Here is a 16,152-nt window from a genome sequence, read left to right on the forward strand (position 1 = left end):
GTTATGCAAATTCAAATGAAAGGAATCTGTAAATCTTTCAGTGATCATGCAGTATTGACTGATGCCGGTTTCAGTCTGGAAAGCGGCGAGGTCCACGCACTGATGGGAGAAAACGGGGCTGGAAAATCCACTCTTATGAAGATACTGACAGGTATCTATGAGAAGGATTCCGGAACGGTTTTGATCGATGGAGAAGAAGTTGTATACAAAACTCCGAAAGAAGCGGAAAAAGCAGGAATTATCTTAATCCATCAGGAACTGAATGTACTTTTTGACCTGACAGTAGAAGAAAATCTTTTCCTTGGGAGAGAAATAAAGACCCGCGGAGGAATCTGCAATAAAAAAGAAATGAAAAAACAGGCAGAAGCTATTCTGGATAAACTGGGGGTTAAAATACCGGTGGATAAAGGGATGGCAGAGCTGGCTGTAGGGCAGCAGCAGATGATAGAAATCTGCAGGGCCCTTATGTGCGAGGCAAAAGTGATTATTATGGATGAGCCTACGGCGGCACTTACGGCCAGTGAAACGGAAATTCTTTTTAAAGTAATAAAGAAATTGCAGAAAGACGGAGTTTCCATCATTTATATTTCCCATCGCATGGAGGAAATATTTGAGCTGTGTGACAGGATTACGGTCTTAAGAGACGGGCAGTATGTAGGGACCAAAGAAACAAAAGATACCAATGAAAAAGATATTGTAAAAATGATGATTGGACGTGAGATTGGGGAACGGTATCCGGAGAGAAAAAGTTCTATCGGAAAAGAAATATTAAAGGTATCGGGTCTTACAAAACAAGGAATATATGAAAATGTCAGTTTTTCAGTAAAAGAAGGCGAAGTGCTGGGCGTGTCCGGCCTTATGGGAGCAGGGCGCACAGAAATTATGAGGTCTATATTTGGAAATATGCAGTACGATGGAGGCGACATCTTTATTGACGGAACAAAATGTACCATAGACAGTCCGGCTGCAGCCATAAAATATGGAATCGGCTTTATTACGGAAGACAGAAAAACCGAGGGGCTTATGCTGGAAGACAGCATAAAAGACAACATTTCCCTGACAAATCTGGCCTCTATATCCGACCGGTACCATGTAATCAATAATAGAAAAGAAAAAGATTTTGCCGCAAATGCAATCAAAGAATTGAAAATACGCTGCTTCCATCAGACTCAGGAATGCGGAAAATTAAGCGGTGGAAACCAGCAGAAGGTCGTGTTTGCCAAATGGGTATATACAAATCCCAGAATATTGATTCTTGATGAACCAACCAGGGGAGTTGATGTAGGCGCAAAGAAAGAGATCTATAACATTATTAATGATCTGGCAGCAAAAGGAGTCGCAATTATTATGGTTTCTTCTGAACTTCCGGAAATTCTGGGAATGAGTGACCGGATTATGATAATCAGAGAAGGCACGGTCCGCGGTATTCTTAATAAGGAAGAAGCGAATCAGGAAAAAATCATGACTCTTGCAACGGGAGGAACACTGTGATGAAGGAAAAGAAACAGAAATGGTTCAATTATATGGGAGATTACGGCGCACTGATTTCTCTTGTTTTTATTGTGGCGCTGATCAGTATCATAAGTCCGGAATTTCGTACGTCCGGTAATTTTCTCTCACTTTTGAGACAGTCTTCCATCAATGGCTTTATCGCTTTTGGTATGACCTTTGTTATACTTACAGGTGCCATAGATTTATCAGTTGGTTCTGTTCTGGCGTTGTCTACCGCACTTTGTGCGGGAATGATAACTTCGGGAGTGCCGGCAGGAATTGCCATGGCAGCTTCCCTGCTGATCGGAGCATTTCTTGGACTCATAAGCGGTATGCTGGTGACCAAAGGAAGATTGCAGCCGTTTATAGCTACGCTGATCACAATGACGGCATACCGGGGGCTGACAATGATTTACACCAATGGAAAGCCCATATCCAGGCTGGGTGACAGCGTACTTTTAAAATCAATTGGAAAAGGCGATGTATTTGGAATTCCGGTACCGGTTATATTATTGATACTTATGTTCCTGCTTTTCTGGTTTCTGCTTACAAAAACCACATTTGGACGCTATATCTATGCAACCGGAAGCAACTGGAAAGCAGCCGAACTGGCTGGTGTTAATATCCGTAAAACAAAGGTTACAGCTTACGTTATATCCGGCGTAATGGCTGCATTGTCAGGTCTTATCCTTTTATCCCGTCTCAATTCCGCTCAGCCTACGCTGGGTTCCGGTTATGAGCTGGATGCCATTGCTGCTGTCGCTCTCGGCGGAACCAGTATGAGCGGCGGCCGGGGGAAGATATACGGAACATTTATCGGAGTACTCATAATAGCAGTATTAAACAACAGTCTCAACATACTTGGCGTATCCTCGTATTACCAGGATGTGATCAAAGGATTAGTAATACTGACAGCCGTTCTGTCAGACAGAAAACGGTAAAAATAAAAGGAGGAAATAAAAAATGAAAAAAATCAAGAAAGTGGTATCATTGGCAATGGTTATGGCTTTAGGAGTGAGTGCGTTAGTTGGCTGCGGCGCAGGCGGCGGTGAGAAGAAAGAGGCAGGCGGCGGCCAGGCGGTTGGATTTTCTGTTTCAACCCTTAATAATCCATTTTTTGTGACGTTATCGGACGGAGCAAAAGCTGCTGCCAAAGAGAAAGGTATTGAGCTTACAGTAGTAGATGCAGGAGATGACAGCGCAAAGCAGATCAGCGATATCGAAGATTTAATTTCAAAAAATATCAAAGTTCTGATTGTCAATCCGGTGGATTCTGATGCGGTAGCCTCTGCGGTAGAATCAGCTACGAAAAAGGGCATTAAAGTCATAGCGGTTGACCGTGCGGTAAATGGAGCCGAAGTAGAGTGCCAGATTGCCTCTGATAATGTGGCCGGTGCAAGAATGGCGGCAGAATATTTAAAAGAGCTGGTTGGCAGCGGAGCAAAAGTTGCTGAACTGGAAGGTGTTCCGGGAGCATCTGCTGCTATTGACAGAGGACAGGGCTTCCACGAAGTGGCAGACAAGGACTTAGATGTGGTTTCCAGCCAGACAGCCAATTTTAACAGAGCAGAAGGCTTATCAGTTATGGAAAATATCCTGCAGGCTGATGGTGATATAAAAGGCGTGTTTGCACACAATGATGAGATGGCATTAGGTGCTATTGAAGCAATTGCATCAGCCGGAAAAGATATCGTAGTAGTTGGCTTTGACGCTACCGATGATGCCAAAAAAGCAGTGGAAGACGGTACATTGGCAGCGACAGTGGCACAGCAGCCGGAACTGATGGGAAAGACAGCTATTGAAACTGCTGTAACAATTATGGAAGGAAAAACTGTTGAGAAGTCCATACCAGTAGAAGTTACACTGGTCAAGAAATAATAACTTAAATCCAGTCATGTTATCTGAATAAGATATCTGACTGGATTTTTTTGTATACTCCCCGGAAATTTTTGCTTTAAGTTAAGGACAATATATTTCAAACTTGTATGTTTTGTGTTATTATGTTCTTATATATTATTGTGTTTCATGAAATGGGAGGGATTCATCATGAGAGAACTGTCATATCTGAAATTGCTGGCCAGAGAGTATCCTACTATTAAGGCTGCTTCCAGCGAAATTATTAATCTGACCGCTATTCAGGGACTTCCAAAGGGAACGGAGTATTTTTTCAGCGACCTGCATGGCGAATATGAGGCATTTGTACATCTTTTGAAAAGCGCTTCCGGTATTATCCGGGAGAAAATTACGGAAACATTCAGCCACATCATACCAGAGAAAGAGGAAGTAGAGTTAGCCAATTTAATCTACTACCCTGAGCGTGTCATGAATCAGCTGGGAATGGACGGCCAGGCAGACGACGACTGGCAGAGGGTGACCATTTACCGGTTGGTGCAGATCTGCAAGGTAGTGTCCTCCAAGTACACCAGATCCAAGGTGAGGAAGAAAATGCCCAAGGAGTTTGCTTACATCATCGATGAGCTTATTCACGTAGATTATAATGATGACAATAAGCGTGTATACTATAGTGAAATCATCCGGTCTATTATCGACATCCGGGTTGGGGATAAGTTCATCATAGCTTTATGTGAGCTGATCCAGAATCTGACCATTGACAGCCTGCATATCATCGGCGACATTTTTGACAGAGGCCCCAGGGCGGATATCATCATGAATGAGCTGCTTCAATTCCACGACGTGGACATCCAATGGGGAAACCACGACATATCGTGGATGGGCGCTGCCACGGGAAATCTGGCCTGCATCTGCAATGTGCTGAGAATCGCCATCAGCTACAACAGCTTTGATGTGCTGGAAGAGGGCTATGGCATCAATCTGCGGCCTCTGTCCATGTTTGCAGCCAGGGTTTACCGGGATGACCCCTGTACCCGTTTTTCTCCAAAGATTCTCGATGAGAACATTTACGATGCTGTGGACCCTGGACTGGCAGCCAAGATGCACAAGGCCATTGCCATCATCCAGTTTAAGGTGGAAGGGCAGATCATCAAACGCCGCCCGGAATATGATATGGACGACAGGATTCTCATGGAATCCATTGATTTTAAACAGGGCACGGTGATGGCAGAAGGCAAGGAATATCCCATGCTGGATATGTTCCTTCCTACAGTTGATCCGGCTGACCCCTTAAAACTGAATCCGGAGGAGGAGGAGCTTCTTCATACTCTGCAGCTTTCCTTTCAGCACAATGAGCTTCTCCATAAGCATGTCCGCTTCCTGTATTCTCATGGCAGCATGTATAAATGCTATAACTCCAACCTGCTTTACCATGGCTGCATTCCCATGAAAGAGGATGGGTCCTTTGATGAAATTCAGGTGGGCAGCAGGTCTTATTCCGGCAAAGCCCTTATGGACTATGTGGACCAGATGGTTCAAAACGCATATTTTCTGCCGGAGAGTTCCAAGGAGAAGCAGGAAGCCATTGACTTCATGTGGTATTTGTGGTGCGGAGCCAAGTCTCCGGTCTTTGGAAAAGGAAAGATGACTACCTTTGAGCATTACTTCATAGAAAGCCCTGCAGCTCACAAGGAGCCTATGAACCCTTATTACAAGCTGAGCGTGAAGGAAGAATACTGCGATAAGATTCTGGAGGAATTCGGACTTTCCAGGGAGGGCTCCCACATTATTAACGGCCACGTTCCGGTGAAGATCAAGGAAGGGGAATCTCCGGTCAAATCAGGAGGCAAGCTGTTTATTATTGACGGAGGCTTGTCAAAGGCTTACCAGTCAAAGACAGGAATTGCAGGCTATACCCTGATTTATAATTCCAATCATCTGGCCCTTGCAGAACATAAGCCCTTTGATCCCAATAAAGAAAGCACTCCACGTGTTTCGGTAGTTGAAAACATGAAGAAACGGGTCATGGTAGCTGATACGGATAAGGGAGCGGAGCTGGCTGTGCACATTGAAGACTTAAAGGAGCTGGTGACAGCTTACCGGGAAGGAATTCTAAAGGAAAAAGTGGAGTAGTCTGTCACATTATGAAATTTTAAGACTTTTTTCAGAGAAGGTTTCTTTACCATATCCCTGCCGGATGGTACAATGATGAAAGTTATTTACTTAATTGAAGGAGGCTCGGATGAGCAGACAGGAATTTTTACAGCGGCTGAGGGCAGCTTTGACAGGGGAAGTGCCCGGCAGCGTGGTGGAAGAAAATATCAGGTATTACGATGAATATATCAGTACGGAGATGAAAATGGGTTCCGGGGAGGAAGAGGTAATCGCTTCTATCGGAGATCCCAGACTCATTGCCAAGACGATTATAGAGGTGGGCGGCAATACGGGCAGCAGTGCGGAAAATGAATATTATTACGATTCTTATTCCGGACAGAGCAAAAACGTCTACGAGGAGCAGGACAGCTCCCGCCACCGCGGCGTCCATTATATTAACTTGAATAAGTGGTACTGGAAGCTGCTTGGAGTGGCGGTGTTTATCCTTTTCTTCTTTTTGATGGCCAGCATAGTGACCGGAATTTTCAGCCTTTTGATGCCTCTTATGGGACCAATACTTCTGGTGCTGCTCATCTTTTGGTTTATACGGGGAATGAAACGGTAAATATTACAAAATTGTAAAGGCAGTTATGGCATAAAAAGGCCGTAGCTGCCTTTTTTTCATGGCTGGAATTTCCATTTAAAACCGGAGGAATACGCCGTAAATGCAGTAAATCAGCCATTGTTTGAGAAAAATGTATGGAACTTTCTTGACAAAACCTGTGAAAACGTGTATACTCTGAAATGTAACACTTATGTAACATTTGAAATAAATGTTTACAGATTTGACAGAGAAACGTAAAAACAGGAGATTTTCATATATGATAAACAAAGTGTGGAAGGCCATGGGTGTCTTAGGGATCTGCACCTGTCTGACCCTGGGAGTTCCGGCAGAGGCAAAGGCCGCGGAGATCGCAGTGGAAACCAGTACAACCCTTTACGCCAGAATAGATTCTTCAGCCGCGGTTAAGGACATGCCTCTTGCAGGCGGACAAGTTTTAACCCAGGTGCCTGAGGGCCAGTCTTATGAGGTGGCAGAGACCTCAAAGGATGGCTGGTTAAAGATCAGGACTTCTCAGGGAGAAGGATACATACCAAGCAGCAGTGCAACTCTTATTGAAAAGACCCAGGAAAAGGTGGACCAGTCAGTAAAGCAGCGCCGTGAGGTCGTGGATTATGCCCTTCAGTTTGTAGGCGGCCGCTATGTATATGGCGGTGTGAATCCGAATAAGGGAGTGGATTGCTCCGGCTTTACCAGATATGTGCTGAAATATGCGGCAGGCGTCAATTTAAGCCACAGCTCCAGAGCCCAGTCAGGAGAAGGGCGGCTGGTGAGCTATGAAGAAGCCCGTCCCGGCGATCTGGTATTTTATGGAAAGAACGGTTCCATCAATCATGTGGCCCTTTATATGGGAGAAGGTAAGGTCGTTCACGCTTCCACAGAAAAGACAGGAATTATTGTAACTAACGTCATGTACCGTAAGCCAGTGAAATTTGTCAGTGTTTTAAATTGATTTTAAGAAATTGGTGTAGTTTTAAATATTACTTGACGAAAAGATAAAAAAAATGTATAATAACCGTAATGAATTTAATACTTACGTAACATTTAAAGAATGAAAATAGGAGTAAATTCCCGATGATAAACAATACATGGAAAACATTAGGTCTTATGGCTTTTTGCGGCGCAATGGTGCTTGCAAGCCCTTCTGAAGTGAGAGCAGACGAAATATCAGGCCCGGGCCTGAGTTATGGGAACTATATGGTGACAGTTGATGCGGACAGCGTTACAATCAGTAAGGATGAAGATGGACAGGAAGCTCTGATGACTGTATCCCAAGGAAGTGCCTTTGAAGTTGTTCAGGACATGGGAGACGGATTCTTAAAGGTTAAAGTAAATGATACATATGGCTATATTCCAGTGGAAGGCAATGCAACGGTTTCTTCCACAGATGAGGCTACCTTAGCTGCTTTGGAGGTACAAGCCCAGACAGATGCAGCAGCTGATTTCAGACAAGGTATTGTTAATTATGCATTACAGTTTGTAGGCGGACGTTATGCTGACGCAGGAAGTAATCCAAGTACAGGCTTTGACTGTTCCGGATTTACCAGGTATGTGATGCAGCATGGTGCTGGTATTTCTATCAATCGTTCCTCCACTGCACAGGCTTCCCAGGGAGTATCCATAAGTGCTGACCAGATGCGTCCCGGCGATTTGATTTTCTACGGAAGCGGAAGATCTATCAACCATGTAGCTATGTACATCGGTAATGGACAAGTAGTACACTCTTCTACATATAAAACAGGCATCAAAACTTCTCCCTGGAATTACAGGGCGCCTGTAAAAATTGTCAATGTAATTGGCGATTAATGAATTAGCGGACAACCGGATTTTGAAAAAGGATGTAAGACCCCCGGCATGGGATTGCCGGGGGTCTTTTGAATTGATTTTTTTCGGTTCACCAATAAGGGTGAAAAATAAAAACTGGAGGTTAAAAGAAAAAACAGATAGAATCCATATATAAAACAATTTATCAATGTTTCAACGGGGAAAGGAGAAGGAATATGAATGGTGAAATTGCACTGATGGTCATGAGCCATGGCCTTTTTGCAAAGGCGGCTATGGAAAGCCTGGAGCTGGTTATTGGAAAGCAGAATAACTACGATACCATGGCAATTCAGCTTGTGGACAACGTGGACGCCTTAAAAGAGGAACTTTTTGAAAAGGTGGATAAGCTGGATCTGTCAAAGGGGCTGGTGGTGTTTGCCGATATTGTGGGAGGAACGCCCATGAATCTGGCAGGCAATCTGTTAAGCAGGGAAAATGTTATTCTGTGCACCGGTTTTAATCTGCCGGTACTCCTGGAATTTTCATTAAACAGGGGAAGAGACTTCTCAGAAATAAGGGGAGTGATCGAACAAGCTTACAGCAATGGAATGTCACTGTTTACCAACGACAAGTTAAAGGAGGAAGAGGAAGATGATCTGCTTTTGTAGAATTGATGACCGCCTGATCCATGGACAGGTGGTAACAACATGGGTCAATAAGTATCAGGTGGAACAGATTATTGTTGTAAATGATAAGGTTGCAGGGGATGCCATACAGAAAAACATCCTTACCATGGCGTCTCCTCAGGGAATCAAGGTACACGCCTTTGGGGTAAAGCAGTTTGCGGATATTACGAAGACCAACCCCATTAAGAGAAGAACTATGTTACTGTTTACCAACAGCATTGATGTAAATGAACTGGTAAAGAACGGCGTGGAAATTAAAGAGTTAAACATCGGAGGCATGCGCTATCAGGAAGGAAGGGAACAGCTTACGAAAACCCTTTCCGTGACTCCTGAGGAGCGGGCGGCATTTAAGGAAATGCTGGAAGCCGGAATGAAGATCGAGATTCAGATGGTACCCAATGATGAAAAGATTGACTTAGAGGGGGTAATCTAATATGGGAGCAGCATTGATAGTTGCTGCATGGGCTGGAATATGCAGCATTGATGATATGGCAACGCAAATGATAAGAAGACCATTGCTGATCGCCACTGTGGTGGGCCTGATTATGGGTGACTTGACCACCGGACTTATGATCGGTGCAACCTTGGAAGTTATGTGGATGGGAATTGGAAACGTAGGAGCTTATTCTGCTCCTGATATGATAACCGGAACAGCTATCGGAACAGCCCTTGGAATTTCTTCAGGCGGAGTGGCTACGGCAGTGGCGCTGGCAGTGCCAACCTCTTTGCTGGCCCAGCAGCTTTTGGTTTTGTACCGGTCCGGTATCATTGCTTTAAATCCCATTGCAAAACGCATGGCAGAAGAAGGAGATTTTGACAAATTGTTCCGCATCAATTACCTTCCCATGGTGATTGTATTCCTGATCCGTGCGGTTCCCACATTTTTAGCAATTTTTCTGGGAGCAGCAGTCATCGACCAGGTGGTCAATGCCCTGCCGGAAGTGGTGGTAAACGGATTAAACGCAGCCGGAAAGATCATTCCTGCAGTGGGAATCGGCCTGCTGATGCAGATGATGATAAAAAAAGCAGAGCTTTGGGCATTTTTGATCTGCGGATTTGCCCTGGCTGTTTACCTGGGATTATCCGTACTGGCAATTACCCTGATTTCTCTGCCTATGGCAATCCTTTATGATATGGCTGCCCAGGCTAAGGAAGCCTCCAAGGCAGCGGCAGCAGCGGCTCCAGGACCAGATAACACCGAAGAAGGGGGATATGATCTATAATGGAAGATAATAAAATTCAAAAATCTGATTTGAACAAAATGCTTTTTAATATGCAGTTTTTAAATCTGACCAACAACTTTGAATCCATGCAGGCAATCGGCTTTCTTACAAGCTTTGCGCCCATTTTAAAACGCCTTTATCACAATAAGCCCAAAGAGGAACGGGTAGAGGCCATGAACAGGCACTTAAAGTTTTTCAACAGCCATGTAAACTCCGATGCTCTGATTCTGGGAGTGACTGCGGCTGTGGAGGAGAGCACCACAGAGGAAGAAAAGGATACGGTAGTTGCCATTAAGACCGGCCTTATGGGACCTTTGGCAGGAATCGGTGACAGTGTGCTGAAATTTACCTGGCTTCCCATTTGCGGCAGCATCGGTGCGGCTCTGGCACTGAACGGAAGCGTAATCGGCCCTATTCTGATGTTCCTTTTATACAATATTGTGAATGTGGCTACAAAATATTATGGAATCCATTGGGGATATCAAAAGGGATTTGAGATGGTCAGCGGTTCCGGCACCAATGCGCTGCAGCGTATGGCAAACATCGCCAATGTAGTGGGACTTATGGTAATCGGAGCCCTGATTGCCTCGGTTATCAAGGTGAAATTTGTTATGGAGCTGGGAGCCGGAGAAAATGTCATTCAGCTTCAGGAAATGTTTGATAAAATCATGCCCGGATTGTTCAGCCTGCTGGTTACCATTGTTGTTTACCGCATTTTAAAGAGAACCAGCGGTAAGCATGCGGCGATGCTGATCATGTCTATTATGGTGATCTCTATTCTGCTTTACGGATTATCAATTATCGGTTAATACATATAGGTGCAGAAGTATGGGAAAGATGAGGGGAGAAAATGCAGCGGAACATACCGATTTCAGGAATGAATAATTTCCGGGATATGGGAGGGTATCCCACCTATGACGGAAAAACAGTAAAGTGGGGAAAGCTATACCGTTCAGATCATATTTTTAATGCCGATGAGCAGGGACTGGAGCAGTTGAAAAGTCTGGGTATCCATACTATAATTGATTACAGAAGTAAAAATGAGATTGAAAAATACCCTAATCCTCAGTTTGACGAGAGGATAAAGACGTATCAGCTTGACCCGGACGCCCATGCGGCAGAGCTGGCGGCCCAGTTTTCCTCCAGCAAGGATAAGGAAGACGAAAACCTTGTGAAAAAGGTCACGGAGCAGAAGGAAAAAGGCCTGTTGACAGGGCGGGATGGAATCGTGCTGGAGCAGTACCGGAACTTCATTCACAAGGAAGAGTCAAAGAAGGCATTTGGAGCCATGCTTCATGTGGTTGCCCGGCCGGAGGCAGCAGCGGTTGTCCAGCATTGCAGGGGAGGCAAGGATAGGACAGGATTTGGCACCATGCTTCTTCTGGGAATCTTAGGGGTGGAGCGGGAGGCTCTGCTTGAGGATTATATGCTCACCGGCAAGAACCGGCTGGAGAGAAATGCCGAAAAGATGGAGATTTATAAAACCTACACCTCAGATCAGGAGGTTCTGGATTACCTTTACTCTTTTATTGATACCAAGCAGGATTTTATTGAAGCTTCCATGCAGGAAATAGAACAGGTTTACGGCGGCATTGAAGAGTATGTAAAGGAAGAGCTGGGCGTGACAGAGGAAGAAATTGAGAGGTTAAAGGAACTTTATCTGGAATAGCTGAAAATTGGCGGAGAAAGGAGAGGGAGTTTTATGAAGGATAAGATATCAGACATATTTTTAGTTTTGTCAAATCCCAGACATAAGATCATCTTTCTCCTTTTGCTCCGTTCCGGGGCCATGATATCCAGCAAGGTGCTGGCAGAGGAATTATCGGTCACCCCACGGACCATCAAAAGCGATATTAAGAGCATGAGGTATGATCTGGGGCAGTTTGGAATACAGATCGCATCAAAAAGTTCACAGGGCTACCGTCTGGTATTGAGGGATCAGGTGCAGAACCGCCGAATGAAGGAGTACTTCCAGATTTATCAGCCTAATACAGTCAATGATGAACAGAAAATCAGGGTCCATTACATCATACGCCGCCTGCTCTCTTCCGGGGAGCCGGTAAAAGCGGAGCAGTTCCAGAGAGAGCTGTTTTTAAATGAAAGCAATTCCATGCACAAGGAGTTTTCGGAAGTTAAGGAATTTTTCCGGATGTATCATATTGAAATACTGGCAAGGCCCCACTATGGTATTTCCATACAGGGAGAGCTGTTTTATAAGATCTGCTGCATGGTGAGGATGTATAGGTATTTTTACAAAAACAGCCCTACGGACCTTTGGTCGCCGGAGTTTAACGAATTATTTTACTGCGATGAAACGGAAAAAGGGAATTTGAGAAAAGTGCTTCATAAGACCTTAGCCAATTCCAACGTTGTTTTTTCAGATATATATTCGGAACGGTTTTTGATGTATTTGATATTTTTCAGAAATTATGTGTTAAAGGAAAAGCAGGCAGATATTGAATTTCCGGAACTGTGCTTTGATTATCAGATCACCAATGAATTCACCATGGTGGAAGAACTGATCCAAAAGCTGAGAAATTTATACTCCGGGTTTGATTTCGATGAGGGCGTGGTAAAGTATCTGACTCTGATTGCAGTTATGAGCACGGATTTATACCGGTTTCGGGACTGTACGGAAGAGCGGTACGGCGGATTGATAAAAATAGCTGAGGATTTGAGGAACTTTGTACTGACAGAGCTGTCCTCTTATTTTTGTGTGAATCTGTTTGATGATTATACATGTTTCAAAGACCTGCTGAAAATCATGATTCCCATTAGTCTGAAGCAGGTGTTAAAGTTATCGGATGATGTGGATTTAGGGTTTCATGACCTGGGAGCCATGAAGAGAAAGCCTGTGCTCAACCATGGGGTAAAGCGCCTGCGGGAGGCTTTTCAGGAGAAGTATGGCTATCAGTTTTCAAAAAGGGAACAGTATCTCATATTTACCACCATATTGGGGTTGTTCAACCGTCTGGTTTTGCCTCATCAAAAGCTGAAACTGGCCCTGATTGCCATTGATGGAAGGCTGTCCACACAGCAGTTGAAATTTAATTTACAGCATTATTTCAGCGATTTTATCGAAAAAATTGAGACAAAGATGCTGTATGAACTGGAGAGCATGGATTCCCTGGATTATGATTATTACCTGTGTATGGAATATGGACGAAACATGAATATTGAATATTCGCCCATTTATTACGCCTCTGAGGATTTGGCTGAAAAGGAGTATATGGATTCTTTGAGCCATGTATTTTTAAGCTCCTACAGGCATCAGGACATTCTTCCTCCCATTCGCTATTTTAAAATTGATGAAAAATTTCGGTTTGAACCTTTTCCGGTGGAGGAATTTGAAAATTCTGAATATGAAGATATTATTATGGGGAGAAATCATGATATTCGCCTGTTTTTGAATTTAAATTCCACCAGGGAGCAGTTTGGCATTTTTTATTTTGAAGATGAAGCGGATGTGTGTTTATACGGGGAGAAGTATTTCCTTGTAGTGGACATGCAGATTAATGATAACAGCCAGAAGCTGAAGATGATGATTCATGTTTTGGATCGGATATTTGAGACTCCGGCTCTTTTAAGGGCGCAATGTGAAAAACAGGAGATACTGTACCGCGCTTTTTTGGCGGGGGATAATATCAGTAATTGACAAGAGGCGTGAGGAGCTTATCCATTTTTGAAAAAAAGAAACAGCCATGATAGGGGAGATATCAGGCTGTCTCTAAGGGGAGTATAAAAATTAATAAGGATGAGGAATTTGCACTCCTCATCTCTATTATAGTATGAACATCAAAAAAATGCAAAGTTATTTTTTACAAATCCTGACAGGAAGTTCTTTTTCACTAAAAATCAAAAAGAAAGTATAATTTTCTTCAACTTTGCCATACTACATCTTGTAACAAGAAAATCCTACAGGAGGTATTTAAGATGTCCAAGAACAATTACAATGATATGGATAATTCTTCCAGAAATTCTCAGAACAACAACCAGAACAACAACCAGAACAACAACCAGAACAACAGCCAGAACAACAACCAGAACAATAACCAGAACAACAGCCAGAACAACAACCGCAACTCCACACGCGACAGCAGCCGCAATTCTACACGCGACAACAGCCGCAACAACAACCAGAACAGATTTAACTAAATAGCAGACCAGCTAAGCAATGAAAAAGGCGTGGGAAAGAGACGAAGAGTTCTTTCCCGCGCTTTTCCCATTCCTGGAGATGGGGAATATATTATTATTAGAAAGGACAGGTGATAATATGTTCAGAACCATACCCATTTGGGAAATCGACTATTATATAGAGAGCAACAATAATGCCATGATCATTGATCTGCGCCGGAGAGAGTTTTACAGAAAAAGCCATATTAAGGGGGCGGTGAATCTGCCTTATGAAGACAGGGATGAATGGATGAGTGATCTGCCTATGAACCAATTGCTGATATTTTACTGCTCCAGAGGGGGGCAAAGCATGTCCGTGTGCAGGGAGCTGGAGCCTTACGGCTTCCGTCTGGTCAATATAGCCAATGGAATTGAGTATTACAGGGGAAAATATATGGTTCGGGGATAGGTAAATTCATTGACAGAAGCACCTTCAAGGTCTTAAAATATAGCTTATACACATGACTGACTGCAGAAGGAGAAAACTTATGAAATATATGATTGCTTCCGATATCCATGGTTCTGCCTATTATTGCAGGGAGCTGTTAAACGCATATCAAAGTTCTGGGGCCTCCAGGCTGGTTCTGCTGGGAGACCTTCTTTACCATGGTCCGAGAAATGATCTGCCCAGGGACTATGCGCCCAAGGAAGTGATTGCCATGCTCAATGGCCTTAAGGACCAGATTTACAGCGTGCGGGGAAACTGTGATACAGAAGTGGATCAGATGGTGCTGGAATTTCCCATTCTGGGAGACTACGCCCTTCTGGCCTTAGACGGCCTGACCATTTATGCGACTCACGGCCACATTTACAACCGGGACCATTTGCCCCCTGTTCAGAAGGGGGATATTCTGCTTCACGGCCATACCCACATCCTGACAGCGGAACGTGACCAGGAGATTACTGTTTTAAATCCGGGATCTGTGTCCATTCCCAAGGGAGGCAATCCGCCCACCTATGGAATGTTAGAGGACCAGGTATTCCGGATTCTGGATTTTGACGGGAATGTAATAAAAGAAATCAACTTAGGAGAATAAAGTGAAAAAAACATTTGAACTCATTGCGCCCTGCCATTTCGGCATGGAGGCGGTATTGAAACGGGAAATTACGGATTTAGGATACGACATTACCACGGTGGAGGACGGAAGGGTCACCTTTATAGGCGATGATGAAGCCATCTGCCGTGCCAATGTATTCCTCCGGACAGCAGAACGGGTGCTTTTAAAGGTGGGAACCTTTCATGCGGAATCCTTTGAAGACCTGTTCCAGGGAACCAAATCCATTGCCTGGGAGGATTACATTCCCCAGGATGGAAAGTTCTGGGTGGCAAAGGCTTCTTCCATTAAAAGCAAGCTGTTCAGTCCTTCTGATATCCAGTCTATTATGAAAAAGGCCATGGTGGAGCGGCTGAAAAAGTCTTATGGGGTGGAATGGTTTCAGGAGAGCGGAAGCAGCTATCCTCTCCGGGTGTTCCTTCATAAGGATGAGGTGACTATTGGCATAGATACCACAGGGGATTCCCTTCATAAGAGAGGCTACCGCACTTTAAACAGCAAGGCGCCCATTACGGAAACCCTTGCAGCAGCCCTTATTATGTTGACTCCCTGGAACAAGGACCGGATTCTTGTGGACCCCTTCTGCGGAGGCGGAACCTTTCTCATTGAAGCAGCTATGATGGCTTCCAACCGTGCGCCGGGCATGAACCGTTCCTTTTTGTCTGAGGAATGGAAAAACCTGATTCCAAGAAAATGCTGGTATGACACCATGGATGAGGCCAATGAGCTTGTGGATGACAGCGTAAAGGTGGATATTCAGGGCTATGATATTGACGGGGATATCGTCAAGGCAGCCAAAGCCAATGCGGAGCAGGCAGGAGTGGCTCATATGATTCATTTCCAGGAAAGGCCCTTAAGCGTGTTGAGCCATCCGAAAAAATACGGTTTTATTATCACCAACCCTCCTTATGGAGAGCGTCTGGAAGAAAAGAAGGATCTGCCGGAGCTGTACCGGATGATCGGAGAGCGGTATAAGGCATTGGATTCCTGGTCTTTGTATATGATCACTGCTTATGAAGATGCGGAAAAATATATAGGAAAAAAAGCGGATAAAAACCGTAAAATATATAATGGAATGATGAAGACTTATTTTTATCAGTTCATGGGGCCGAAGCCTCCAAGGCATAATAAATCTGCCGGCGAAGTCAGGAGAAACGCCGATTAAAGGCTGCCCTTTGAGCTAAAGGAGATGT

Annotated in this window: 17 protein-coding genes; all 17 read left to right on the forward strand. The window is 44.3% G+C overall.

Annotated elements, in window-relative coordinates:
- The first annotated feature begins 3 nt into the window (after positions 1 to 3).
- Positions 4 to 1,491, forward strand: coding sequence for a sugar ABC transporter ATP-binding protein (locus V7M78_RS01350; RefSeq protein WP_333645656.1), 1,488 nt, complete (start codon positions 4 to 6; stop codon positions 1,489 to 1,491).
- Positions 1,491 to 2,432: an ABC transporter permease gene (locus V7M78_RS01355; RefSeq protein ID WP_333645658.1), complete on the forward strand. Its 942-nt coding sequence runs from the start codon at positions 1,491 to 1,493 to the stop codon at positions 2,430 to 2,432. The genes V7M78_RS01350 and V7M78_RS01355 overlap by 1 nt, the downstream gene beginning before the upstream one ends.
- Positions 2,433 to 2,454: 22 nt before the next feature.
- Positions 2,455 to 3,369, forward strand: coding sequence for a D-ribose ABC transporter substrate-binding protein (locus V7M78_RS01360; protein WP_333645660.1), 915 nt, complete (start codon positions 2,455 to 2,457; stop codon positions 3,367 to 3,369).
- 168 nt (positions 3,370 to 3,537) lie between these two features.
- The gene (locus V7M78_RS01365; RefSeq protein ID WP_333645662.1) at positions 3,538 to 5,475 is read left to right on the forward strand and encodes a fructose-1,6-bisphosphatase; all 1,938 of its coding nucleotides are present in this window, start codon (positions 3,538 to 3,540) and stop codon (positions 5,473 to 5,475) included.
- Positions 5,476 to 5,584: 109 nt separating this feature from the next.
- Positions 5,585 to 6,061: a DUF1700 domain-containing protein gene (locus tag V7M78_RS01370; protein WP_333645664.1), complete on the forward strand. Its 477-nt coding sequence runs from the start codon at positions 5,585 to 5,587 to the stop codon at positions 6,059 to 6,061.
- A 256-nt stretch (positions 6,062 to 6,317) separates the two neighbouring features.
- Positions 6,318 to 7,010: a C40 family peptidase gene (locus V7M78_RS01375; protein ID WP_333645666.1), complete on the forward strand. Its 693-nt coding sequence runs from the start codon at positions 6,318 to 6,320 to the stop codon at positions 7,008 to 7,010.
- Between the two features lie 122 nt (positions 7,011 to 7,132).
- The gene (locus V7M78_RS01380) at positions 7,133 to 7,864 is read left to right on the forward strand and encodes a C40 family peptidase (RefSeq protein WP_442914607.1); all 732 of its coding nucleotides are present in this window, start codon (positions 7,133 to 7,135) and stop codon (positions 7,862 to 7,864) included.
- Between the two features lie 194 nt (positions 7,865 to 8,058).
- On the forward strand, positions 8,059 to 8,490 hold the full coding sequence (locus V7M78_RS01385) for a PTS sugar transporter subunit IIA (RefSeq protein WP_333645668.1): 432 nt from the start codon (positions 8,059 to 8,061) through the stop codon (positions 8,488 to 8,490).
- Positions 8,474 to 8,941, forward strand: a complete 468-nt coding sequence (locus tag V7M78_RS01390; RefSeq protein ID WP_333645670.1) for a PTS system mannose/fructose/N-acetylgalactosamine-transporter subunit IIB — start codon at positions 8,474 to 8,476, stop codon at positions 8,939 to 8,941. The genes V7M78_RS01385 and V7M78_RS01390 overlap by 17 nt, the downstream gene beginning before the upstream one ends.
- Position 8,942: 1 nt before the next feature.
- Positions 8,943 to 9,731 carry a PTS mannose/fructose/sorbose/N-acetylgalactosamine transporter subunit IIC gene (locus V7M78_RS01395; protein WP_333645672.1) on the forward strand — a complete coding sequence of 263 codons (789 nt, stop codon included), beginning with the start codon at positions 8,943 to 8,945 and terminating at the stop codon, positions 9,729 to 9,731.
- Complete coding sequence (locus tag V7M78_RS01400; RefSeq protein ID WP_333645674.1) at positions 9,731 to 10,540, forward strand: PTS system mannose/fructose/sorbose family transporter subunit IID; 810 nt, start codon at positions 9,731 to 9,733, stop codon at positions 10,538 to 10,540. Before V7M78_RS01395 ends, V7M78_RS01400 begins: the two co-directional genes overlap by 1 nt.
- A 41-nt stretch (positions 10,541 to 10,581) precedes the next feature.
- Entirely contained in the window at positions 10,582 to 11,400 is an 819-nt protein-coding gene (locus V7M78_RS01405; RefSeq protein WP_333645676.1) for a tyrosine-protein phosphatase, read from the forward strand.
- 33 nt (positions 11,401 to 11,433) lie between these two features.
- Positions 11,434 to 13,386, forward strand: coding sequence for a BglG family transcription antiterminator (locus V7M78_RS01410; protein WP_333645678.1), 1,953 nt, complete (start codon positions 11,434 to 11,436; stop codon positions 13,384 to 13,386).
- 278 nt (positions 13,387 to 13,664) lie between these two features.
- On the forward strand, positions 13,665 to 13,886 hold the full coding sequence (locus V7M78_RS01415; RefSeq protein WP_333645680.1) for a hypothetical protein: 222 nt from the start codon (positions 13,665 to 13,667) through the stop codon (positions 13,884 to 13,886).
- 118 nt (positions 13,887 to 14,004) lie between these two features.
- Positions 14,005 to 14,313, forward strand: coding sequence for a rhodanese-like domain-containing protein (locus tag V7M78_RS01420; protein WP_333645682.1), 309 nt, complete (start codon positions 14,005 to 14,007; stop codon positions 14,311 to 14,313).
- Between the two features lie 79 nt (positions 14,314 to 14,392).
- Complete coding sequence (yfcE, locus tag V7M78_RS01425) at positions 14,393 to 14,941, forward strand: phosphodiesterase (RefSeq protein ID WP_333645684.1); 549 nt, start codon at positions 14,393 to 14,395, stop codon at positions 14,939 to 14,941.
- A 1-nt stretch (position 14,942) separates the two neighbouring features.
- Complete coding sequence (locus V7M78_RS01430) at positions 14,943 to 16,124, forward strand: THUMP domain-containing class I SAM-dependent RNA methyltransferase (RefSeq protein WP_442914608.1); 1,182 nt, start codon at positions 14,943 to 14,945, stop codon at positions 16,122 to 16,124.
- Positions 16,125 to 16,152 lie beyond the last annotated feature (28 nt).

It is taken from the genome of Lacrimispora sp., from assembly GCF_036758025.1.
Lineage (GTDB): Bacteria > Bacillota > Clostridia > Lachnospirales > Lachnospiraceae > Lacrimispora.

Coding starts and splice junctions, on each gene's coding strand:
- V7M78_RS01380 (WP_442914607.1), top strand. CDS start 7,133: ATGATAAACAATACATGGAAAACATTAGGTCTTATGGCTTTTTGCGGC.
- V7M78_RS01365 (WP_333645662.1), top strand. CDS start 3,538: ATGAGAGAACTGTCATATCTGAAATTGCTGGCCAGAGAGTATCCTACT.
- V7M78_RS01405 (WP_333645676.1), top strand. CDS start 10,582: ATGCAGCGGAACATACCGATTTCAGGAATGAATAATTTCCGGGATATG.
- V7M78_RS01395 (WP_333645672.1), top strand. CDS start 8,943: ATGGGAGCAGCATTGATAGTTGCTGCATGGGCTGGAATATGCAGCATT.
- yfcE (WP_333645684.1), top strand. CDS start 14,393: ATGAAATATATGATTGCTTCCGATATCCATGGTTCTGCCTATTATTGC.
- V7M78_RS01390 (WP_333645670.1), top strand. CDS start 8,474: ATGATCTGCTTTTGTAGAATTGATGACCGCCTGATCCATGGACAGGTG.
- V7M78_RS01400 (WP_333645674.1), top strand. CDS start 9,731: ATGGAAGATAATAAAATTCAAAAATCTGATTTGAACAAAATGCTTTTT.
- V7M78_RS01385 (WP_333645668.1), top strand. CDS start 8,059: ATGAATGGTGAAATTGCACTGATGGTCATGAGCCATGGCCTTTTTGCA.
- V7M78_RS01350 (WP_333645656.1), top strand. CDS start 4: ATGCAAATTCAAATGAAAGGAATCTGTAAATCTTTCAGTGATCATGCA.
- V7M78_RS01415 (WP_333645680.1), top strand. CDS start 13,665: ATGTCCAAGAACAATTACAATGATATGGATAATTCTTCCAGAAATTCT.
- V7M78_RS01360 (WP_333645660.1), top strand. CDS start 2,455: ATGAAAAAAATCAAGAAAGTGGTATCATTGGCAATGGTTATGGCTTTA.
- V7M78_RS01355 (WP_333645658.1), top strand. CDS start 1,491: ATGAAGGAAAAGAAACAGAAATGGTTCAATTATATGGGAGATTACGGC.
- V7M78_RS01420 (WP_333645682.1), top strand. CDS start 14,005: ATGTTCAGAACCATACCCATTTGGGAAATCGACTATTATATAGAGAGC.
- V7M78_RS01370 (WP_333645664.1), top strand. CDS start 5,585: ATGAGCAGACAGGAATTTTTACAGCGGCTGAGGGCAGCTTTGACAGGG.
- V7M78_RS01375 (WP_333645666.1), top strand. CDS start 6,318: ATGATAAACAAAGTGTGGAAGGCCATGGGTGTCTTAGGGATCTGCACC.
- V7M78_RS01410 (WP_333645678.1), top strand. CDS start 11,434: ATGAAGGATAAGATATCAGACATATTTTTAGTTTTGTCAAATCCCAGA.